We start from the raw sequence: 22,317 nt of genomic DNA on the forward strand, positions 1-22,317 counted from the left end.
GTGGTGTGGGAGGTCGGTAAATGTGAAAGTAGGAGGTAAATGCCTTTTATGAACAACATTTACCTCCTACCCAATTAGTTTTAATCCCATTTTAGCGATAAGGCTGTGCTTGCTATTATTCGTTAGCAGCTTCTTCGGCAGGAGCCTCTTCAGTCGGTGCTTCAGCGGCAGCTTTTGCGGCAGCTTCAGCAGCTTTCTTTTCAGCCAATGCTTTTGCTTTTTCTTCGTTTATTTTCTTTTCAGCCTCCAGACGTGCTTTTGCTTCAGCTTTCTTAGCTTCGTCTTCTTTGGCTTTCAGAGCAGCCAAACCGTTTTGTTTGTTGTTCTTCCAAGCTTCGAACTTAGCATCGGCTTCCGCTTCGCCAAATGCGCCTTTTGCTACACCGCCCAGCAGGTGCTTCTTCATGTAAACACCTTCGCGGGAGAGGATGTTGCGAACTGTGTCGGTAGGTTGTGCGCCCTTCAACACCCAGTCGAGTGCCCGGTCGAACTTCAAATCTACTGTGGCAGGATTGGTGTTAGGGTTGTAAGTACCAATCTTCTCAATAAATTTACCATCACGTGGTGCTCTTACGTCTGCAATAACGATAGAGTAGAAAGCATAGCTTTTACGTCCATGTCTTTGCAATCTGATTTTTGTTGCCATTTAATTAAAATGTTTTTAGTTAATGATTTGAATTATGCTACTATCTCGTAATAGCGGCTGCAAAGATAGGGAATAATTTTGAGTTATGAGTGATGAGTGATGAGTTATTTGTTGATGAGAGTGGTGTTTTTTGATATTCATTCTCCTGTCAACAAATAGCTCATCCTCCCGTTGACAAATAACTCATCACTTTCCCGAGTATTTCCTGGGGTATCTCAGCAGGATGGCGAGGGTGGCGCATGCTCCCATGCAGAAGGGGTAGTATAGGTTTCCGATGATGCTGATGGGTGAAATGCAGGCAAGTCCGGAGGCTATCAGCATTTGCGCTCCGTAAGGGATGATTCCTTGCACGAGGCATGAGAAGGTGTCCAGTATGCTGGCCGTTTTCCGGCGGTCCAGGTGGAAGCGGAGGGCGATGTCCTTGGCTATGGGGCCGGTGGTGATGATGGCAATCGTGTTGTTGGCGGTGCACAGATTGGCGATGCTGACCAGGGCGGCGATGCTGAATTCGGCTCCCCGCTTGCCGCTGACGTGGCTGGTCAGCCGGGAGATGATGAAGTCGATGCCTCCGTTGTGGCGGATGGTTTCGAGCATGCCTCCGGCCAGCAGGGTGATGATGATAAGCTCGCCCATGCCGGTGATGCCCGTTCCCATGGCCCCGAACCAGTCGAAGAAGGCGGTGCCGGTATAAATGCCGATAATTCCAGTGGAGAGGATGCCCAGCAGCAGTACCAGCATAACGTTGACGCCTGCTACGGCCATACCCAGCACGACGAGGTAGGGGATTACTTTTATCCACTCGATGCCCTGTACTTGCGGCGGGGCGGAGACGGACAGTCCTTGAAAGATATAGATGCCCAGCACGATAAGTGCTGCCGGTACCACAATCATGGAGTTGACGCGGAACTTGTCCCTCATCACGCAGTCCTGCGTCTTGGTCGATGCGATGGTGGTGTCGGATATGAAGGAAAGATTGTCGCCGAAGAACGAGCCTCCCACCACGATGGCAACCATGTAGGGCAGGTCGATGCCCGTCTTCTCCGCCAGCCCCACGGCTACGGGGGTCAGTGCAACGATAGTTCCTACGCTGGTTCCTATCGAAAGGGAGATGAAGCAGGCGGCAATGAAGATGCCCGCCAGCAGCAGGTTGTCCGGCAATATGTGCAGTGTCAGATTCACGGTTGCATCAATGGCGCCCATCTGCTTGGCGCTTTGGGCGAATGCTCCTGCAAGGATGAATATCCATACCATCAGCAGGATGTTCTTGTTGCCGGCACCTGCGGAAAACTGATGGATGCGCTGTTCCGGACTCAGCCCGCGCGTAATGGCGATGGCATAGCAGGACGAGGCGAGGAAGGCCACCGTGATGGGGACTTTATAAAAGTCGTTCGCCAGGAGCGAAGTCACCAGGTAGAGGCAAAGGAATACGGCCAACGGGCTGAGCGCCCACCAGCCGCCTTTGTTCTGGGGGATTGTATCGGTTGTTACTGACATAATTTCCTTGACGCTGTTTTCATTCATTCATCCGGTCCTCCTGCTACAGCGACGTTATCAGCCGGATTTATTTTCAGATACTTTGTTCCCATTATGTGTTGTCTTTATCTGTCTATATCCTTGTTATTTGTTGTAATAAAACTCGATATTCTCCTTTGTCAGCAAGTCAATCGGCATGAAGTTCTCCCTTGTGATTTCCTTCTTCAGAATCAGGTGTTCGCACAAAGCCTTGATGCCGTCGAATCCTTGCAGGGTGGGCTGCTGTGCTATGAGGAAGAAGATGCTTCCTTGTTTCAGGCAGTCTACGTTGCGTTGCAGCAGGTCATAGCCCATCAGGTTGAAGTCCTTTTTCTCTTTCTTCAGCAGATATTCCCCGATGATGTATGCTTTGGAGTTGAAGGTGATTCCATTCTTTACGGTCGGATGTTCTTGGAAGAATTCGTCCAGCATTTGCATGTCCTCGCTGTCGCGTTTGGCATGCAAGTCCAGTTCCCAGATGCGGCAGGCGGGATGATGTTCCTGCATGTATTCGCGGAAACCTATTTCGCGACGTTCCTGCTGGTTCGACCCGACAATCCCTTCGTTTATCTTGCGGAAGATGACGATTTCCTGCGCGTCTTCTCCGGCAAGCAGCATCAGCATGCGGGCGGCAAAATATCCGCTTTGGTGCGAGTTCTGCCCATAGAAGGAGAGGGCGGGCTCTTCCTTTATATTGGAGTCTATATATATATAAGGTATATTATGCAGCGTCAGCTCATCCGTGAAAGGCTTGGTATATTGCGGAACGGTGGGGGCAAACATCACTCCGTCCGGTTCCAGTGCCAGAATCTGCCCGGAGGCCTCCGCAAATGAATGGTAGTCGTAGGGGTCATAGTAGGAGAGTTGTACGGCAACGTTGAAGTCGGAGTAAGTTTCCACGGCATTGTGTATGCCCGCCTCCACTTCTGTCCAGTATTCGCCTTTCTGGTGCTGCGGCAACAGGCAGGCAAATGCGTACTTCTTGTTCGAAGCCAGCGCGCTGGCATACATGTTGGGCTGATAGTCCAGTTGTTTCAGGATTTCCTCCACTCGCTTCCTGCTGGATTCGGACACGCCGCTGCGTCCGTGAATCACACGGTCGACGGTTCCTACGGATACATCGGCCATCTTGGCGATATCTTTTATTCTGATTCTTTCCATCTGTATATTTACGATTTAACGATTTATGATTTACAATGTACGATTGATGTTGCTTTAGCCACGATTCTGCAATGTAATTTCAATTGTCAATCGTCCCATCGTACACCATGTTGTGCTCGCACACAATAATAATCTTAATATTTCAACGACAAATATATGATAATTTTTTGTATTTCAAAAATTGTTGTATCTTTGTGTCCGCACACGGAGATTATGGATAATGAATATTATTTTGATATACTCTCCATATTTTCAGGTGTTTAAGTTCTATTTGCACTTTGAAATGATAGATTGAAAGGAAATAAATTAATTTCATATTAAAATAAAACATAGAAAGATTATGGGAAAGAAAGTAGTTACATTAGGTGAAATCATGCTGAGGCTGTCTACTCCGGGAAACACCCGTTTCGTGCAGTCCGACTCTTTTGATGTGGTATATGGCGGCGGTGAGGCAAACGTGGCTGTCAGTTGTGCCAACTACGGACATGATGCTTATTTTGTAACCAAGTTGCCGAAGCATGAGATAGGCCAGTCGGCTGTCAATGCACTGCGCAAGTATGGCGTAAAGACGGACTTCATTGCGCGTGGTGGCGACCGTGTAGGTATCTACTATCTTGAGACCGGTGCTTCCATGCGTCCCAGTAAGGTGATTTATGACCGTGCGCACTCTGCCATTGCCGAAGCGGATGCTGCAGACTTTGATTTCGATGCCATCATGGAAGGGGCAGACTGGTTCCACTGGTCGGGTATCACTCCCGCCATCTCCGACAAGGCTGCCGAACTGACCCGCCTGGCATGCGAGGCCGCCAAACGTCACGGTGTCACCGTGTCGGTAGACCTCAATTTCCGCAAGAAACTCTGGACTAAGGAGAAAGCCCAGTCCGTCATGAAGCCTTTGATGCAGTATGTGGATGTCTGCATCGGCAACGAAGAAGATGCCGAACTCTGCCTTGGCTTCAAGCCCGATGCCGATGTGGAAGGCGGCAAGACCGACGCCGAAGGCTACAAGGGAATCTTCAAGGCGATGGCGAAGGAATTCGGATTCAAATATGTCATATCTACATTGCGCGAGTCCTTCTCTGCTACCCACAACGGCTGGAAAGCAATGATTTACAACGGTGAGGAATTCTACGAGTCGAAGCGTTACGACATCAATCCTATCATCGACCGCGTAGGTGGCGGCGACTCTTTCTCCGGTGGTATCATCCACGGCCTGCTGACAAAGCCCGACCAGGGTGCCGCCCTCGAATTTGCAGTGGCTGCTTCTGCCTTGAAGCACACTGTCAACGGTGACTTCAACCTTGTGTCTGCAGAAGAGGTGGAAGCACTGGCAGGAGGTGATGCAAGCGGACGGGTACAGAGATAAGTTCATTTGCTATTAGGCGATTTTACTGTTTGACACTCTCTTGTTGATGACGACAGAAGAACTGAAGAATAGGTTGAAGGCATTTGCGGTAAGGGCTGTCAGGTTGGCAGACAAGTAGACTGACCTGCAGCCAATTATCGAGCTGCTTGTTTGGGAAAATCAGATAAGGATTTCCTGAATAAATTGAAGATGGTGAATGGATGGTAAATAGTTTAATGGTATAAAGGATTAAGTAGCAGAACATTTAAATAGTCAGATAGTAAATAGAAAGATGAGTAAGTTTGATAAAATTGCAGTATTGAATAAGATTGGTTCTACCGGCATGGTGCCTGTCTTTTATCATAAGGATGCAGAAGTTGCAAAGAAAGTAGTGAAGGCTTGCTACGATGGCGGTGTTCGTGCATTCGAGTTCACGAACCGTGGTGACTTTGCTCACGAGGTGTTTGCAGAAGTGGTGAAGTTTGCGGCAAAAGAGTGCCCCGAGATGGCTATGGGTGTAGGTTCCATCGTCGACCCTGCTACTGCGGCGCTGTACTTGCAGTTGGGTGCATGCTTCGTTGTAGGCCCGCTGTTCAATCCGGAAATAGCCAAGATTTGTAACCGTCGTCTGGTTGCCTATACTCCGGGGTGTGGTAGCGTTTCGGAAGTGGGCTTCGCGCAAGAGGTGGGCTGCGACCTCTGCAAGATTTTCCCGGGCGATGTGCTTGGCGCCAAACTCGTGAAAGGTTTGTTGGCCCCGATGCCCTGGTCTAAGCTGATGGTGACCGGTGGGGTGGAGCCGACTCAGGAAAACCTGACCTCTTGGATTAAGGCGGGTGTGTTCTGCGTAGGAATGGGTTCCAAACTCTTCCCGAAAGACAAAGTCGCTGCCGAAGACTGGACTTACGTTACGGAAAAATGTAAAGAAGCTTTAGGCTATATCGCCGAAGCAAGAAAATAGAGAAGAAATTCATTTTGTTTAAAGGTGTTTGAAGGGGACAGCCATCGAAGCGTTTCGGCGCTTCGGTGGCTTGTTTTTTGCTGGAAAGTATACTCCCCGATGAGCAATGGAATGTTTATAAGTGTAAACTATACTCTTAAACTCTAAAACAATGTTATAAAACACCCGGATAGTGTGCCTGATGTTTTGCACATGCGCATAAAACACTTACCTTTGCAGTGCAGTTGGGAAACTGCATTTGGATTTGATAAATAATAAGACAGTTTTCAAAAAGGATATTGGTTGTTAGGTAAAAGGATTGAAAATAGATTTTTTCATAAGCTAAATGTTTTGAATAAATAGGTAAATTAGGTAAAGGTAAAGATTGGATTTTGAAGTTTTCAGAACAGGTAATTGAAGTTTTATTTTTCAGGTAAAGAGAAAGATTGATTTTTGGGTAACATTGATGTAGTTTAAAAGAAAAGCCTTTATGGCTTTTCTTATAGGGGCGGGGAGTTCGTGAGAGCTTGCTCGTTTTTTTATTTCCATATTCTTCGTATTTCCATATTCTTCGTATTTCTTGTATATTTTGCCCAGGCTCTACTTCTTTTCCGTATATTTGATACAGTATGACGTTATTTATTTGATACAGTATGAAGTTATTTACTTGATGCAGTGTGAAGTTATTTATTTGACTCTGTAAGCAGACTAAAAAGAATCCGCGTGAGTTGTCCGATGAACCCGCAACATCCGGTGACGGTAAACATTATCGGAGCGGGCGGAACCGGTTTGCAGGTACTGACCGGCGTTAATTTTGAGAGCACCTATACTCATTCGGTGCTATTCCTGTTATCTTCTTGAATAGCAGGCTGAAATACTGTACGTTTGGATAGCCTAACAACTGTGCCACAACGGCCGGGGTATTTCCCGCTTTGAGCAACATCTTTTTAGCTGCTTCAAGCCGTTTCAGTTGGAAATACTCATCTAATGTTTTGCCGGTCTCGAATTTCAGCAAGTCGTTGAAGTAAGGAACGGAAAGATGGAGGTGTGCGGCACAATACTCCGGTGTGGGTAAAACGGCATTGCCCAACTGACCGGAATCGATATAACCGTCGAGCAGCTTTTCCATTTTTACCAAAATTGTTTTGTTCTTGTCCTCTCGCGTAATAAACTGACGCTCATAATAACGGGTACAATAATCCAATAGCAGTTCGATATGACGTGAAAGAATGGTACTGCTGTGTGCATCTATAGGATGATGCAGTTCTTCCTCTATATTCCACAGGCAACAGGTGATTTTCTCTGTTTCACGTTTAGACAGATGTAAGGCTTCTTCCTTGCCGTAATGGAAGAAAGTATAGTTTTTGATATGTTTTTTCAAGGTAGTCCGAAAGAGTAGGTCAGGATGGAATATCAGCAGATAACCTTTATCCGGCAAGGTATTATTTTTACTCATGCGGAAAACCTCTCCGGGCTTCAGAAATACCATCGTGGCATTGGAATAATCGTAATATTTACGACCGCAACAACAGCCGTCGGTGCACTCCTCGGTGAGCAGCACGGTATAGAACTCGAATTTAACGGCATCCTGTTCCAGATCCGGATGTTCCAGATTGATGATGCTTGCCTGGGGATGCAGAGTTTTGCATCCCAAACGGTGGTTGCATTCGCACACGCTCTTTATGTCCAACGTCTCTTTCATCTGTCCTTTCAGCTAATCATCCTTGTGTGGTATTCATTCGGTGTGCATCCTTCCCGTTTCTTGAACAGACGGCACAGATGTTGCGGATGTCGGAAGCCCGATGAATATGCTATTTGGCTTGCAGTATCTCGGGTGCCGACGATACGCTCTTTTGCTATTTCAATTACTTTCTCCTGCATGTGCTCCTGCGGCGTCTTGCCGGTCTCTTTCTTTAGCATGTTGTCCATATCTCTGTATTTTCATTTTCTCTTTTCTTTCATCACACAAAATTAGCGGATTATACGGATTTTGCCATAACCTTAATTACTGATAATATAACCTCAGATACGGATTTCGCACATTCTCCGCGGAAATTATGTAATTGGGGTTATAATATCTGTAATTCCGGCCCAATCCGAAATCCCGGTGCATTTCTTAAATAGATTAGAGCGCATTTCCGCTTCTATTAAAAATACTATTTGTTTTTCAAATAATAATTCCTTTAAAATTTGTACTTTTGCCCACTGTTTAGAGAAATCAACGGAAACTTTTAAAAACGAAATAGAATGGCAGTAGAACTGAAAGACCTTACCAAACGTAGTGAGAACTATTCTCAGTGGTACAACGAGTTGGTGGTAAAAGCCGATTTGGCAGAACAATCGGCAGTACGCGGCTGTATGGTGATCAAGCCCTACGGATACGCTATCTGGGAGAAGATGCAACGTCAGTTGGACGATATGTTCAAGGAAACGGGACACGTGAATGCCTATTTCCCCTTGCTTATTCCGAAGTCTTTCCTCAGCCGTGAAGCGGAACATGTGGAAGGCTTTGCAAAGGAGTGTGCAGTTGTGACGCACCATCGTCTGAAAAATGCCCCCGACGGTAGCGGAGTCATTGTAGACCCCGAAGCTAAACTGGAAGAAGAACTGATTATCCGTCCTACGTCCGAAACCATCATCTGGAACACCTACAAGAACTGGATCAATTCATACCGCGACCTGCCTATCTTGTGTAATCAGTGGGCAAACGTGATGCGTTGGGAAATGCGTACCCGTCTGTTCCTCCGTACCGCCGAATTCCTCTGGCAGGAAGGCCACACGGCACATGCCACCCGCGAGGAAGCCGAAGAAGAAGCAGTGAGAATGCTGAATGTATATGCCGAGTTTGCCGAAAAATACATGGCAGTGCCCGTAGTGAAAGGCGTGAAGTCTGCCAACGAGCGTTTTGCCGGTGCGCTCGATACCTATACCATCGAAGCGATGATGCAGGACGGAAAGGCCTTGCAGAGCGGTACTTCCCACTTCCTGGGACAGAACTTCGCCAAGGCGTTCGATGTACAGTTCGTCAATAAGGAGAACAAGCTGGAGTATGTTTGGGCTACCTCCTGGGGTGTTTCCACCCGTCTGATGGGAGCGCTTATCATGACGCATTCCGATGACAACGGTCTGGTACTTCCTCCGCACCTGGCTCCGATACAGGTAGTCATCGTGCCTATCTACAAGAATGCGGAGATGCTGGCCAAGATTGACGAGAAAGTGGCAGGCATCGTAGCCAAGCTGAAGTCGATGGGCATTTCCGTGAAGTACGACAATGCCGACAACAAACGTCCGGGCTTCAAGTTTGCCGACTATGAGGTGAAGGGTGTTCCCGTTCGTCTGGTGATGGGTGGCCGCGACCTGGAGAACAATACAATGGAAATCATGCGTCGCGATACACTGGAGAAGGAGACGCGTTCCTGCGAGGGTATCGAAGAGTACGTGAAGGACTTGCTCGAGGACATTCAGGCAAATGTCTACAAGAAAGCGCTCGATTACCGCAACAGCCGCATCACCAGCGTGGACAGCTACGAGGAATTCAAGGAAAAGATTGAAGAAGGCGGCTTCATTCTGGCCCATTGGGACGGGACTGTCGAGACCGAGGAAAAAATCAAGGAAGAGACCAAAGCAACCATCCGTTGTATTCCTTTCGATTCATTTGTTCCGGGTGACAAGGAACCGGGCAAGTGTATGGTTACCGGCAAGCCTTCTGCCTGCCGCGTGATTTTCGCACGTTCCTATTAATAATACTCACCCCGGATTGAGCGGATTGACACAGATGATTTTAGGAGTTCTGATAATCAGAAACCTTTATCTGTGCTAATCCGCGTAATCCGGGGTGATTGTATATTCGGCCTACATACTTCTGTAACCTCCTCCACATCTCCTCGTAACAACTTTCCCTCATTTTTGCAGCGTAAAAAAAGAAAGGAGGCCCGAATATGGCTTTCCGCTATTGAGTGCGTAGCTGCCTGGCATATCCTGCCATCCTTTCTTTACGGCAACCTAAATGCTCACGTTCATCGCATTGGCTCCCAACGCCCCCAGGATGGCGGAGGCTACTGCAATCACGACTTTCAGAATTTTATCCCAGATACTTTTTTTCATGCTATATACGTTTTAAAAGTTGAACATACGAATCGGTAGTAAAATCAGTCATATTTATCCCAATGGATTTTCGCCCTGGTCTCCGTCCGAACCGCCTCCGTCTCCCGAGCCGGAACCGCCGCCGGAGCTTCCTCCTTCACCGTCTCCCTTGTTCACCAATGCTTCCAGGTCGTAGAAGTCAATCTTCTGCCCGGCACGCGTGGCGGCGATGTCCGGTCTTACGGTGCTGGAAGGCCGGAAATTGATTTTCACCGCCTTGATGTTCTTGGCGGTGCACTCCTTTACATCCGTTACGCCTGCCGTGCGCGCCGACAGGCTGAATACGCCGAAGTTCTTGATGTTCACCGACTGCCCGTTGTAGAGCGTTGCAATCATGGCCTCCACAAAATTGGTCAATACACTCTGGATGTCGCCCAGCGTCAGCGAACTCTTCTCTTTCATCACGTAGGCAATGTCGTCCAGCGTCGCATTGTCGCCCAGTGTCACCAGCTGCGGGTAGAACTTTGCCACCGCATCTGCCTTTCGAGGATCTTTCCTCGCAATTTTCTTGAATGGTACTCCCATAAACAATTAAATAATTAAAAATTAACAATTAGAAATTAAAGTCCCGTATTGCAATACTCTTCTCTTTCTCCTTTAGGGGGGAAGAGGGGTGCTGCAAAAGTACTCCTCCGGCTTTTTCTGCTCATGGCTTTCTTCGGGTTACGCCGTCTCTTTCCCGTTTCCTTTCTGTTCAAAAAAAATTCTTCGTCCGATGCCCGTTTATGTCTGTATATGCTTGGTCATATCGCTGATATTCAGTATCTTTATGGTGTAATAATCAACCAATAACATAAAGAATGAAAACAGAAAAAGAAAAGAGGGAAGAGGAGGAGGAAGACCTTCGTCCGTTCCGCATCCACGCCTATTCGAAGGAGGAGCTTGCCATGCTCTACAACCCGACTTACTGCATCAGCAATGCCATCTATACCCTGGCGGCATGGATACGCCACAACAAGGCGCTGAAGGGTGAGCTGGAGAAGGTGGGCTACAACAAATACCGGCGCACCTTCACTCCGCTGGAAGTGAAAGTGCTGGTGAAGTATCTGGGAGAACCCTGACATGCCGTCGGCCGGAAATAGGGAAACCTTGTAAAGAAAACGCCAATATATGTAAAGCCCCGTAACAATATATGTTGTCATGCACAACAATATATGTTACGGGGCTTTTCTCTTCTCCTCGAATGCCGGTTACTGATATAGCTGGATGTCCACTACCTCATATTCGGTCGTCTCCTGCTCGTTGGTCCGTGTACCGAATCCGTACTTTTCCAGTGCCTGCACCAGTACCAGCTGGGTGTGCGGGTTCACCTGCACCTTTCCGAATATGCTGAGCTTGGTCAGTATCACGCTGGCAGGGAGCCATTTTACCTGCAAGTCCTCGGGCAGCGGCTTGCGGAAGAAGACGAAGAGGTTCTCCTCCACGGGGTCTTTCATGCGGTGCCGCTCGTTGTGCTTGTTCAGCTGTTCTATCTCCTCGCCCTCGTACCAGTATCTGAAACCGCCGTTCAGCAAGGCGAGCGCCTGGGCGTAGATGCCGGGATGGTTCACCGGGGTGCGGTAGTCTATGCCGGTGACGGTGATGGGGAGGAAACGCCGGTTACCGCCGATGTCCTGCAGGCACTGCCGGTTGTTGGTGCTCCCGATGAAGGAGCAGTGGCGGGGCAGGGTGAAGGCTTCGACGTCGTAGGTCTTGCGCTGCGTCACGTTGTCCTGCGCGATGATTCGCTTCAGTGCTGCCAGCTCGCCGGGCCTCACGCCCTCGAACTCTTCCATGTTGATGATGATGCGCGTGGCGAGCAGGCGGGCGTCGTCCTTGTTGGAAGGGTCTATCATGCCGTTGTAGAAGTACTCTTTCCACTCGGGCGGCAGCAGGTGGCGTATCCAGCTGCTCTTTCCCTTTCCCTGCTCGCTGTAGAGGATGATGACGAGCTGGTTCATCTCCTCGTCGCTCAGCGCGCAGGCCACCATGCCCACCATCCATCGTTTGAATCCCTCCTGCCACAGTTCCCGGTTCTCGGTCGTCAGGGTGTCGGCAAGTTGGGCGATGTAGTCCGTCCCGTCCCAGGGGGGAAGCGCGTACAGGTAGTCGGTGTAGGGGTTGAACTCCTTGGCGTAGTTGGAGTCTATCACGGCTCTGAGGAAATTCTGGTAGCAGGAGATGCCGGCCATCTGCAGGTCTACGAACAGGGTGTTGTAGTCCTTCCCGCGCATGGGGCGGTATCCTTTCCGGGCCTCTTCGGGCGGTGCGTAGGGCATGAACTCGAGGCGGTCCAGGATGAGGTTCCTGCGGATGCCGTAGTGCTCTCCGAGGAAATCCATCACTTGGCTGATGACAGGCTTTTTCTCCTCCTTCTTCGCGGCGGCTTCGTTGGTCTTGTCGGTATAGATGTAGGCGTTGTGCAGGGGAGACTCCACGTCGGGGTACTCCTGCCCGAACTCTCTCTTGGCCAGCCTGACGGCTGTCTGCTCGTCCAGTCCCTTGCTGTAGCATTTGTTGCCCAGGGCGAAGAGGAAGTTGTCGCGGTTTCCCGCCCGGAACCTGGTGGTGCGCTTCACGGCGGTCACGGCTTTGGCGAATATCAGTTTCTCCCAAGGCTCTGCGTCGTGCGGCATGGCGGAGGCGGCAGCGGAAGGGATAGGACGTGCCGTTCCGTCAGGCGTTTTCTTCTTGCCGCTTTCCCTTTTTTCCGGCGGGATGATGCGCGCCGGCAGCGGGGACATCTGTTCCAGCAGTGCGGCGTTGACATAGGCATGCGGGTCGAAGGAGATGAAGTATCCTCGCGAGATGTCCTTCCCGCTTCCGTCCACCTCTACTCCGAGCAGGGCCTCGTAGTGCTCCTTGGCGGCGCTGTACAGCTTCAGGTGTATCTCCTCGAGCGTGGCGTAGGTCACCTCGCCCTGCCGGAGACGGTCGTACAGACGCCGGGTGTATTCCGTCTGCATGAAGACGAACAGCTTGTAGCCGTGCCTTTTGGGGGAGAGGAAACTGCCCAGGGTGTGCGGGTCTTCGTTGACGAGGGTCCGGGTCTGCTCCAACTGTCCTTCTTCCAGGTCGTCGATGTCGAGCGTGATGACGGGATTGTAGCGGGTGATGCTCGAGGCGAGCCTTCTTTCCCGGTAGTTGGCCGTGAGGGTCCTGAAGGGAAGCTGCTTCTTGACGCGGTTGGCTTCCTCCACCTTTCCCTGTGCCACGAGGCTGGCGATTTTGATGATTAACCTGGCATGCTTGCCGTTTTTTATGTCGGCCATGTCCTGCGTGAAGGTTGTCTCCCCGCTGACGGCGCTGAAACCACGGTAGGTGGTCACTGGAATGTTTTCCATTCGATTTGTATTAAGTTTGCCTTATTGGCGGCGCAAAGATGCCGTTTATTTCCTTAGGAAGCAAAAACGGCCGTCCGCGGTGGACAGCCGTTTTTTTACAATTTGGATTCCTTGGTTCCGGCTCATGCTTCCGGATACAGCTCGTTGTAGAGCCTGTATAGTTCGGACTCGATGCATCTGGCGTTCAGCGTGTTCGTGCCGCCGTCGGCATCCATGAAGTCCACCAGCAGATACAGTGTCCTTGCCAGTCGGCTGACGCCTTTCATCCCGTGTTTCTTCCCGGGGTCTGCCAGCAAGTGTACGAAAGGCGTCAGAAACGCTCTCCTGTCTTTGTACTCCACCCGTAGGTGCCTGCGCACCTGCGACAGAAAGTCTATCGCCAGCTGCAATTCCTCACTCTCTTTACTGTAAATCACCTGGAAGCCTTTCCCTTGGAAGAGCTTCACCTCAATTGGAACTTTTTTCCCATTCTTTTTATTATTTTGAAGGTATATATTTATGGTTTGATAACAAACCGGACGCAAAATTAACAAATAAAGCAATGCGGACGTCTTTTCTGTCCGAAATTCTTCCGGAGGGCATCCGGCTCCTTCGTGTCAGGGAACCGTGCCGGCGGCACCCGGTGCGTGTGTGTCGAAAGGGGGAGGAGGGTGAGGCACATGACCCTGCAGGGAATAATGTAACACACCCTTCCTTTAAAAAAATAAGAGAATCACGCGCCTGCGCGCGTACCTCTCCATAATGGATGATGAGCTGCCGTGGAATGCTTTTCCGCTTTTTGAGCCCTTTTTGAGAGTTTATTCTGCCGAAGAACGGGACCATCCGCAAGAAAAAACGTATATTTGCGTATTGTCTTTAAGAAAACAAGCTTGAATATGGAACAGATACGCAAGTTGCCGATAGGCATACAGACTTTTGAAAAGCTTCGTGAGGAGAATTACCTTTATGTGGACAAGACAGCCATGGTGTATCAGATGGCGTCCGCTTCTACTCCTTATTTCCTGAGCCGTCCCCGCCGTTTCGGCAAGAGCCTGCTCCTTTCCACCTTCGAGGCCTACTTTCAGGGCCGTAAGGACTTGTTCCGCGGCCTTGCCATCGAGCGGCTGGAGAGCGATTGGGAAACATACCCCGTGTTCCATCTGGACCTGAATGCCGAGAAGTACGACTGCAAGGAGGCCTTGGAGCAGATACTCTCCCGCAACCTCAGTCTTTGGGAAGACCGTTGGGGCAGGGACGCGGCGGAACACACGCTCTCTTCCCGTTTCTCGGGGTGCATCCGCCGTGCCGCCATGCAGAGCGGCAAGCAAGTGGTCGTCTTGGTCGATGAATATGACAAGCCTTTGCTTCAAGCACTTCTTGACGAATCCCTGTCGGACGAATACCGCCGCATCCTGAAAGCTTTCTACGGTGTACTGAAGAGTGCCGACCGTTACCTGCGCTTCGTCTTCCTGACCGGTGTCACCAGGTTTGCCCAGGTCAGCGTGTTTAGCGACCTGAACCAGCTGAACGACATTAGCATGAAGCAGCCTTATGCCGGAATATGCGGAATCACCCAGGGGGAACTGTTGCAAGTGTTTCGTCCTGAACTGGAAGCGCTTGCGTTGCGGATGGACTGTTCGCTGGAAATGGTGGTCGGGAAAATGCGTACCCTGTATGACGGCTATCATTTCCATTCGGCAAGCACCGGATTGTTCAACCCCTTCAGCGTGCTGAATGCCTTCGATGCGAACGAGATGGGTAATTATTGGTTCCAGACCGGTACCCCCACCTACCTGGTGGACCTGTTGAAACAGAGCGATTACGACCTGCGTCTGCTGATAGACGGCGTTGAAGTCACCTCCTCCTCCTTTTCGGAATACCGTGCGGAGGCCGGCAACCCGCTTCCCATGATTTACCAGAGCGGCTACCTCACCATCAAGGGTTATGACAAGGAAGTCAACCTCTATACATTGGGCTTCCCCAACGACGAGGTGCGCTACGGCTTTCTGAACTTCCTGTTGCCTTATTATACGCAGGTATCGAGCGACGAGACAGGCTTCCGCATCGCCCAGTTCATGCGCAAGCTCCGTGCCGGCGACGTGGATGCCTTCATGGAGCATCTTCGGGTCTTCTTTTCCGGCATTCCCTACGAACTGAGCGACAATACCGAGCGTCATTACCAAGCCATCTTCTATGTGGTCTTCACCCTGCTGGGACAGTTCGTCGAGACGGAAGTGCGCAGCGCCCGCGGCCGTGCCGATGCCGTGGTGAAGACGAAAGATACCGTCTATGTCTTCGAATTCAAGCTGAACGGAACAGCCGAGGAAGCCTTGCGGCAGATAACGGAAAAAGGATATCTGATTCCTTACCGCCTGGACGGGAAACGGCTAGTGAAGGTAGGAGTGAACTTCAGCAAGGAGACAAGGAACGTGGAGAGGTATCTGGTGGAGGGCTGATTCATATAAATGCCGTCGCGAGGGCTTCCGGCATTTTATGTGTCGGAAAATTTTGTAATTTCATTTCTTGGCATTACCTTTGCGCTCATTAAGCGGAGTGTGCCGTAAGTGTTTATCTTTCATAGGCGCCCGTTTACTGTAGCATGTCGCAAGACGGCTTGGATATAACTGTTTCGTCGCCTTCCTTCCGAGATGGTGGAGGGTCCTGAAATAAAATGAATGCATGCAACCTGTTAAGAATAACCGCATTACATTGCCTGACCGGGAGGTACTTCGCTACTCCGGTGTCCCCCGATAATACTTTTTTGTGAACGAGAATATAGAAATGCACTGGTATGCGGTGCGCGTCACCTATAGCCGTGAGCTTTTTTTCAAGGATTTTCTGGATGCCGAGGGCATCGAGAGCTATATCCCCATGCGCTATGAGTATGTCGTGCGGAAGGAGCGCCGCCTGCGCAAGCTTGTGCCTGCGGTACACAACCTGGTCTTCGTCCGCTCCACCCGCGAGCGCATGGACGAGATAAAGAACAGGCCCGGCATGAACATCCCCGTCCGCTATATCATGGACCGCGAAACCCGCCGGCCCATCGTCATCCCGGACTCGCAGATGCGCAGCTTCATCGCCGTGTCGGGCACCTACGACCAGGCCGTGCTCTATCTTGAACCCACCGAGCTGAACCTCTCCCAAGGAACACGGGTACGCATCACCGGCGGCATCTTCGAAGGAGTGGAAGGGGTGTTCGTGCGTGTGCGCCATGACAGGAGGGTGGTGGTGAACATCGAGGGGGTGATGGCGGTGGCGACGACGTTTGTGCATGCGTCGCTGGTGGAGGAGATAGGAGAAGATTAATGCTTTACTATAGTATTGCCGCTTTATCATAATGTATCATAGATACTTGTGAGATGTAAGTCGTTTCCGCTTTACAATATCTAAAATATTTTTTGAAGGTAGTAGTCAACGGACATATGGATTGTGGAAATCTATTGTCGGTAACTATTGAAGTAAATTGTAAAGAAAATTATCTTGTTTTGACATGTCAAAACAAGATACTAATATATTCGTTACAGATGAAATATACTTTTATTATTCAGGCAAGGCTAGGTTCAACTCGTTTGCCTCAAAAAATTCTGTTACCTTTTTATGAGGGAAAATCTATTTTAGATTTATTGATAGATAAATTGAAACGAGTAGAAAATGTTGATATCATTCTGGCTACGTCAAAGAATTCCATTAATGATTCTTTGGAAACGATTGCTGAAAAAAATTATATAAAGTGTTTTAGAGGATCTGAGAATGATGTTTTACAACGTTTTATAGATGCTGCAGAGTTTTTTGGTTCATCTCATATCATCAGAGTCTGTTCAGATAATCCTTTCATCGAACTCCGTTCAATTAACCGTTTAATAGAATTTGCAACAGTTAATCCGCAATACGATTACATTAGTTTTAATGTAAACGGCATTCCTTCTATTAAGACCCATTATGGTTTTTGGACGGAATATGTGAGTCTTGATGCTCTTAAAAAAGTAGCATCTTTAACTGATGTTCCTTTGTATCATGAACATGTGACAAATTATATTTATACGCATCCTGAGTTTTTTAATTATCATTTATTAAATACTTCTTCGATTTTGCAGGATTGTGAAAAAGTGCGTTTAACCATTGATACAGAAATGGATTTTAAGAGTGCGCAAATAGTTTATAAGGAATTGTGTCATGCAAACCCATATCCGACAATTGAACGGATTATTCATTTTTTGGATAGTAATCCTTCATTTTACCAAACAATGGAACAAGAAATTTTTAAAAACTCAAAATAATGAAAGAAACTTATATTATTGGTGAAATTGGACAGAATCATAATGGTTCTGTTGATATTGCAAAATTGATAGTAGAGTTAGTTTCCCGTCCTATAAAAGAAGATGTTTTTGACTTGGAGTTGAAACCCATGGATGCTGTGAAAATGACAAAACGTGATTTGTCAGAGGAATTAACTAATTCACAAATGAATAGAATTTATGATACTCCCAATTCTTTTGGTCGCACTTATGGTGAACATCGTTCATTTTTAGAATTATCGGATGAGGAACATTTTGAAGTATATAAACATGCAAAATCTTTAGGGTTGGATTTTGTGGAGACTTTGTGTTCTATTGGTTGCCTTTCGTTATTAAAATTATTTACCCCAGATTTTTTAAAAGTCGCTAGTCGTGATTTAACAAATTTGCCATTACTGGCATGTTTGTCGGAAACCAAGATTCCTATTATTTTGTCAACAGGTATGGCTGGTCAAAAAGAACTTGATGATGCCTTACAGGTAGTTACTCGTTATCATTCTAATATTTCCATTCTTCATTGTGTGTCACAATATCCGACACATCCCAGCAATTTGAACCTTAAAACAATTCTTTATTTGAAGAAAAACTATGGTCAATATAGAATTGGATTTTCAGATCATACGATTGGTATTGCTGCTCCTATTGTTGCTGTGGGGATGGGGGCTGAAATAATAGAAAAGCATATTACTATTGACCGAAGAATGAAAGGAACAGATCAGGCCGGGTCTTTAGGTCCTGATGGAGTAAATCGTATGATTCGAGATATTCGTGTTGCCGAAAGATGGATGGGTACTGAAGATTTATACATCGATAAAAGTGTTGCAACTTCAAAAGAGAAATTGGAAAGATCAATAGCTTCTAAACGTGATTTGAAATCTGGTGAGATTCTAACAGTAGATGATTTGCATATGTTGAGTCCTGGTGATGGTTATAAATGGTGTGATGTTGATAAGGTGATTGGAAAAACTGTTATCAATGATATCCCCCGTAATGAGATTATTTACCCTAATAATTTGAAATAGTATGATATATCCCAAATTGATATTGACTGATATTGATGGTGTGTGGACAGATGGTGGAATGTATTATGACCAAACAGGAAATGAATGGAAAAAATTTCATACATACGATAGCGCTGGAGTATTGTTAGCACATAAATACAATATTCCAGTTGGTATTATAACCGGAGAAGAAACAGAGATTGTACGACGTAGAGCAGAAAAACTAAAAGTTGATTTTTTGTTCCAAGGGGTAAAAGATAAACTGTCTGTTGCTATTGAATTATGTGGGAAGTTGAATATAGAGATTGAAGATGTTGCCTATATTGGAGATGATATTCCAGATTTGGAATTGTTGGAAAAGGTAACGTGGAGTGCAGCTCCTTGCAGTGCTCCTAATTTAGTACGTTCAAAAGTTAAATATGTAACTCAGCTTGGGGGAGGAGAAGGAGCTTTTCGTGATTTTGTAGAATATATATTCCAATGTTGACATTGAATACCTCGACTAAAAATTTTGTAAGTCTTTTTATTCTCAAATTTTTCCAAATAGGGACAAACTTTATATTACTTCCTTTTTTGATTAGAAAATTGGGGCCAGAAGGATATGGGCATATAACATATGCTAATAGCATCATTGTCTATTTTACAATCTTGGTCACTTATGGATTTAATTATTCTTCTGTTCACGCTATAGCGACGGCAAAAAGAGATTATATCAAAATAACAAAGATTGTCAATACTGTTTTTTCTGCAAAAATATATTTGATTTTCTTGTCAATTCTTATTGTTCTATTACTGTCTCATTTATTTTCTTCTATATCCCAAAATATAAAATTGATATATTGCTATTTTTTGTTGGTAGTTGGAGATAGTATATTTCCACAATTTTTTTTTCAAGGAATCCAACAAATGGATAAAATTTCAAAGATAAATATTGGGATTAAATTATGTGGACTATTATTGATTGTATTATTTGTTCATGCTGATAATGATATTCTATTAGTACCTTTTTTTATTGGAATGACAAGTATTATTGGGGGGTATTATGGGTATATTGTGATGAAGAAAAGTATATTGGGATATAGTTTTCGTTTGATGAGTGTTGTAGCTGTCAGAAAAGCAATGATTACTTCAACTCCTTATTTTTTAGTAAATATTGCAGCAACCATTAAAGATAGAACCTCGTCTGTCTTAATAGCATCTTGCATAAGTTATAGTTTAGCTGCCTATTATGAGATTGCGCAAAAAGTTGTTTTATTTATGGCAACAGGGATTGGTATTCTAGGGCAAGTATTTTATCCTATTTTTGCTACTCATGTTGATGTTAAAAGAGAGCGTAGGATTTTTTCATTGTTTCTATTAAGTGGAGTGATTTTATGTCTAATATTAATTGGAGGGAGCAAATTCATTTATTATTATCTAGGTGGAAAGGAGGCTGTACCATATTATCAACTAATTGATATATTAGCTTTTTCTTTACTATTTCTTTCTCTAAGTACTTATTGGGGAACTTTAAAAATTGGAGCATCTGGACATGGGAAGTCATTTTCTAGAGGAGTATTTGGTGGATTGATAATTTATTTTCTTGGAGTTGTGGTATTGTTTGTGTTGGATAAGATTTCAGTATATACTTTATCATGGTTGTATGTCTTGGCTAATTTCTCTGAAATGCTTTGTTTTTTCTTCTTGAAAAAGAAACTATATTGAAAATGCGGAAAATTAATTTTGTATATTTTGGAGTAGTAAATGCTCCGAATGGTGCTGCTACTTTCTTTAGGACTCTTTTTAAACATCGGGCGCACTTTGAAGAAAGTGGAAATTGTGAAACAGAATTTTATGCACAAAATATGTCAGTGCTGAATAAAGCAAAAGATACCCCTGTTTCTGTTTCTAGGAGTAAAAAGCTACGTTTATTATTGCAACAATATGCTTTTCTATATTTTGTTTTTTCTTTATTGGGACTGTATGTTTTTTGTCTGCGTCATGCTTTGAAGGTAGTAAAGAAAATTCCCATAGAGAGTGGAGATAGTGATTCTGTATATTTCTTTAACGATATATTTTCAGCCTATTATTTTCTTAAGAAGAAGGGGAAACGTGGCCGTATAGTGTTGGTGCTTCATAATGATGGAGAAGCGACTAAAATGTTATTGGGACAATTTCCTAAATTGACAGGGACTTGGGTTGAAAAATATATAAATAAATCTTTTTTGTGGATGTTGTCTCAATGTGATGATGTTGTTTTATTGAGTCAGATGTCGAAAGATAGATTTTTATTTCTTTATAAATCATATTTATCTCAACAAAGATTACACGTAATATATAATGCTGCAGATTTGATTTCAAATCTGCAGCAAGTTTCTTGTGTTACTTCTCGAAAAGAAATGACAGGTGTCTCTATAGGCTCTATATCTTATAGAAAGGGATTTGATTTATTGGTGAATGCTGTCAAATCTGTAAAGGAAGTGCGAAGCGATTTTCATATACAATTTAAATGTATTGGAAATATTCAAAATCAAGATATTGTCAATAATAATGCAGTAGATAACATTCAATTTCTAGGTTCTTTATCTCATGCAGAAATTGTAGAATATTTGTTGACAGCTGATTTTTTTATTTTATGTAGTAGGGATGAAGGAATGCCTATTTCTATCATTGAAGCTATGCAATGTCATTTACCAATTTTTGCAACGAATGTAGGGGCTATTCCGGAAATGTTTTCTTCTGGTGTTGAGGGGATAATATTTGAGCCTACATTGGCGAATCTAATTGACGTATTAAATGGGATTACTGATGGTGATTATGATTTAGAACAGATGGGAAATGCTGCATTTGTAAAATATCAAAATTGTTATTCTATTGAAAAAATGTTGGACTGCTACAAAAAACTATTGGTACATGAATCATAAATTAATGAAATGGGTTATTAGTTCTAATATGCGGGTAGAATTAATCAACTTCTTATATAAGACGAAAAATAAAAAATTCTTTTTCCAAGAAATTGCTGATAGAAAAAAAGTTTCATTATTCAATTATACTAAATTAATTGAACCCTTGCCTTATGTGCCAACAGAGCTCGTAATTGATAATAATTTGTATGGTATAGCATATGCTTTAAAGAAATATGCAGGAATTGATACAAATAAGAGTCTAGATGCTTATATCGAACATGGAATCTTTTTTGGTAATTTGGTGCGTGATGAACAAAAGATATGGAATGTATCTCAGAATATAACATTTAGTAATATCCGGAAAAAGCATTTATTAGATAGTAAGATACAAAAAGAAATACTTCCGATAGGTCCTTTTATTCATTATGCAGAATCATTACTGAACGATGACGAGTTAAAAGAGTTGAAGAGTAAGATGGGGCGTGTTCTGCTTGTTTTTCCTTCTCATTCCATTATTGGAGTTAATTCTTCGTTCTCTCATGATGATTTCATTAAAGAAATTGAAAGAATACGGAAAGATTTTGATACAGTACTAGTTTCTTTATATTGGGTTGATGCATGTAAACTCAACATATTGCAAACATACGAAGCTAAAGGCTATAAAGTAGTTACCTCGGGACATCGATATGATTTATATTTCTTATGTAGACAAAAAGCCTTGATACAATTGGCAGATTTTACGATGTCAAATAGTGTAGGGACTCATGTTGGATATTGCATATATTTAAATAAGCCACATTATATATATCAACAGAAGATTAAGAATGTTGGGATAAATGAGAGATTACAAAAACATTTTGATGCAGTAAGGAATGAAGAACAGTTATTGACAGAAGAAAAAGAGAAGAATGAAATATTTTCCTTGTTTTCTAAGTATCAGGAGAATATATCTGAAGAACAATATGCAATAGTTGATAAATATTGGGGTGTTTCATTGCTTTTGAGCTCTGACAGATTGAGAGATAAACTATTAGTTAGATAGAAAGTATAATGTCAATAAAATACTTTGTAGGAATATGTTGTTCTA

Annotated in this window: 20 protein-coding genes and 2 pseudogenes; 13 read left to right on the plus strand and 9 right to left on the minus strand. The window is 45.2% G+C overall.

Features of this window, described 5'->3' with window-relative positions; genetic code table 11:
- Positions 1 to 115: 115 nt before the first annotated feature.
- The 3 genes from M1B78_RS08360 to M1B78_RS08370 form a co-directional block, all read right to left on the minus strand.
- A complete protein-coding gene (locus M1B78_RS08360) occupies positions 116 to 646 on the minus strand; it encodes a 30S ribosomal protein S16 (RefSeq protein ID WP_136010929.1) in 531 nt (176 codons plus the stop codon).
- Positions 647 to 832: 186 nt separating this feature from the next.
- On the minus strand, positions 833 to 2,140 hold the full coding sequence (locus M1B78_RS08365) for a Na+/H+ antiporter NhaC family protein (protein WP_257940404.1): 1,308 nt from the start codon (positions 2,138 to 2,140) through the stop codon (positions 833 to 835).
- 123 nt (positions 2,141 to 2,263) lie between these two features.
- A complete protein-coding gene (locus tag M1B78_RS08370) occupies positions 2,264 to 3,319 on the minus strand; it encodes a LacI family DNA-binding transcriptional regulator (RefSeq protein ID WP_136010931.1) in 1,056 nt (351 codons plus the stop codon).
- A 340-nt stretch (positions 3,320 to 3,659) separates the two neighbouring features.
- Here M1B78_RS08370 and M1B78_RS08375 point away from each other — a divergent pair, with 340 nt between their 5' ends.
- The 3 genes and pseudogenes from M1B78_RS08375 to M1B78_RS08385 all read left to right on the plus strand — a co-directional run bounded on the left by M1B78_RS08375 (position 3,660) and on the right by M1B78_RS08385 (position 5,625).
- Positions 3,660 to 4,685: a sugar kinase gene (locus M1B78_RS08375; RefSeq protein WP_257932195.1), complete on the plus strand. Its 1,026-nt coding sequence runs from the start codon at positions 3,660 to 3,662 to the stop codon at positions 4,683 to 4,685.
- A 46-nt stretch (positions 4,686 to 4,731) separates the two neighbouring features.
- Positions 4,732 to 4,880 (plus strand): annotated as a pseudogene (locus M1B78_RS08380) (four helix bundle protein); the annotation flags it as partial.
- 76 nt (positions 4,881 to 4,956) lie between these two features.
- Positions 4,957 to 5,625, plus strand: a complete 669-nt coding sequence (locus M1B78_RS08385) for a bifunctional 4-hydroxy-2-oxoglutarate aldolase/2-dehydro-3-deoxy-phosphogluconate aldolase (RefSeq protein ID WP_009038291.1) — start codon at positions 4,957 to 4,959, stop codon at positions 5,623 to 5,625.
- 787 nt (positions 5,626 to 6,412) lie between these two features.
- On the opposite strand, the gene M1B78_RS08390 is transcribed toward M1B78_RS08385, so the two are convergent.
- Positions 6,413 to 7,306 carry a helix-turn-helix domain-containing protein gene (locus M1B78_RS08390; protein ID WP_257940405.1) on the minus strand — a complete coding sequence of 298 codons (894 nt, stop codon included), beginning with the start codon at positions 7,304 to 7,306 and terminating at the stop codon, positions 6,413 to 6,415.
- Positions 7,307 to 7,314: 8 nt separating this feature from the next.
- Positions 7,315 to 7,527 (minus strand): annotated as a pseudogene (locus M1B78_RS08395) (helix-turn-helix domain-containing protein); the annotation flags it as partial.
- Between the two features lie 324 nt (positions 7,528 to 7,851).
- On the opposite strand from M1B78_RS08395, the gene proS reads away from it, so the two are divergent.
- A complete protein-coding gene (proS, locus tag M1B78_RS08400) occupies positions 7,852 to 9,345 on the plus strand; it encodes a proline--tRNA ligase (protein ID WP_257940406.1) in 1,494 nt (497 codons plus the stop codon).
- 261 nt (positions 9,346 to 9,606) lie between these two features.
- Here proS and M1B78_RS08405 read toward each other — a convergent pair whose 3' ends face one another.
- Together M1B78_RS08405 and M1B78_RS08410 are read right to left on the minus strand one after the other, a co-directional pair.
- Positions 9,607 to 9,708: a smalltalk protein gene (locus M1B78_RS08405; RefSeq protein ID WP_005829220.1), complete on the minus strand. Its 102-nt coding sequence runs from the start codon at positions 9,706 to 9,708 to the stop codon at positions 9,607 to 9,609.
- 54 nt (positions 9,709 to 9,762) lie between these two features.
- Positions 9,763 to 10,272: an HU family DNA-binding protein gene (locus tag M1B78_RS08410; RefSeq protein WP_016273677.1), complete on the minus strand. Its 510-nt coding sequence runs from the start codon at positions 10,270 to 10,272 to the stop codon at positions 9,763 to 9,765.
- A gap of 275 nt (positions 10,273 to 10,547) precedes the next feature.
- On the opposite strand from M1B78_RS08410, the gene M1B78_RS08415 reads away from it, so the two are divergent.
- On the plus strand, positions 10,548 to 10,808 hold the full coding sequence (locus M1B78_RS08415; protein ID WP_005829216.1) for a DUF4248 domain-containing protein: 261 nt from the start codon (positions 10,548 to 10,550) through the stop codon (positions 10,806 to 10,808).
- 129 nt (positions 10,809 to 10,937) lie between these two features.
- Here the strand turns inward: M1B78_RS08415 and M1B78_RS08420 are convergent, their stop codons facing one another.
- Positions 10,938 to 13,070: a VapE domain-containing protein gene (locus M1B78_RS08420; RefSeq protein ID WP_257940407.1), complete on the minus strand. Its 2,133-nt coding sequence runs from the start codon at positions 13,068 to 13,070 to the stop codon at positions 10,938 to 10,940.
- Positions 13,071 to 13,192: 122 nt separating this feature from the next.
- A complete protein-coding gene (locus M1B78_RS08425) occupies positions 13,193 to 13,516 on the minus strand; it encodes a hypothetical protein (RefSeq protein ID WP_016273680.1) in 324 nt (107 codons plus the stop codon).
- Positions 13,517 to 13,945: 429 nt separating this feature from the next.
- On the opposite strand from M1B78_RS08425, the gene M1B78_RS08430 reads away from it, so the two are divergent.
- The 8 genes from M1B78_RS08430 to M1B78_RS08465 all read left to right on the plus strand — a co-directional run bounded on the left by M1B78_RS08430 (position 13,946) and on the right by M1B78_RS08465 (position 22,272).
- Positions 13,946 to 15,505, plus strand: coding sequence for an ATP-binding protein (locus M1B78_RS08430; RefSeq protein WP_257940408.1), 1,560 nt, complete (start codon positions 13,946 to 13,948; stop codon positions 15,503 to 15,505).
- A 325-nt stretch (positions 15,506 to 15,830) separates the two neighbouring features.
- Positions 15,831 to 16,355, plus strand: a complete 525-nt coding sequence (locus M1B78_RS08435; RefSeq protein WP_257932198.1) for a UpxY family transcription antiterminator — start codon at positions 15,831 to 15,833, stop codon at positions 16,353 to 16,355.
- A 218-nt stretch (positions 16,356 to 16,573) separates the two neighbouring features.
- Positions 16,574 to 17,326, plus strand: a complete 753-nt coding sequence (locus M1B78_RS08440) for a cytidylyltransferase domain-containing protein (protein ID WP_257940410.1) — start codon at positions 16,574 to 16,576, stop codon at positions 17,324 to 17,326.
- Positions 17,326 to 18,366 (plus strand): N-acetylneuraminate synthase family protein, encoded by a 1,041-nt coding sequence (locus tag M1B78_RS08445; protein ID WP_257940411.1) that lies wholly within the window; start codon positions 17,326 to 17,328, stop codon positions 18,364 to 18,366. The genes M1B78_RS08440 and M1B78_RS08445 overlap by 1 nt, the downstream gene beginning before the upstream one ends.
- 1 nt (position 18,367) lies before the next feature.
- Entirely contained in the window at positions 18,368 to 18,832 is a 465-nt protein-coding gene (locus M1B78_RS08450) for a KdsC family phosphatase (RefSeq protein ID WP_257940412.1), read from the plus strand.
- Positions 18,826 to 20,049, plus strand: a complete 1,224-nt coding sequence (locus tag M1B78_RS08455) for an oligosaccharide flippase family protein (protein ID WP_257940413.1) — start codon at positions 18,826 to 18,828, stop codon at positions 20,047 to 20,049. Before M1B78_RS08450 ends, M1B78_RS08455 begins: the two co-directional genes overlap by 7 nt.
- Positions 20,050 to 20,051: 2 nt before the next feature.
- Positions 20,052 to 21,248, plus strand: coding sequence for a glycosyltransferase family 4 protein (locus tag M1B78_RS08460; protein WP_257940414.1), 1,197 nt, complete (start codon positions 20,052 to 20,054; stop codon positions 21,246 to 21,248).
- Positions 21,238 to 22,272: a hypothetical protein gene (locus tag M1B78_RS08465; protein WP_257940415.1), complete on the plus strand. Its 1,035-nt coding sequence runs from the start codon at positions 21,238 to 21,240 to the stop codon at positions 22,270 to 22,272. The genes M1B78_RS08460 and M1B78_RS08465 overlap by 11 nt, the downstream gene beginning before the upstream one ends.
- Positions 22,273 to 22,317: the final 45 nt, after the last annotated feature.

This window comes from Bacteroides muris (ex Fokt et al. 2023) (assembly GCF_024704895.1).
Classification (GTDB): domain Bacteria; phylum Bacteroidota; class Bacteroidia; order Bacteroidales; family Bacteroidaceae; genus Bacteroides; species Bacteroides muris.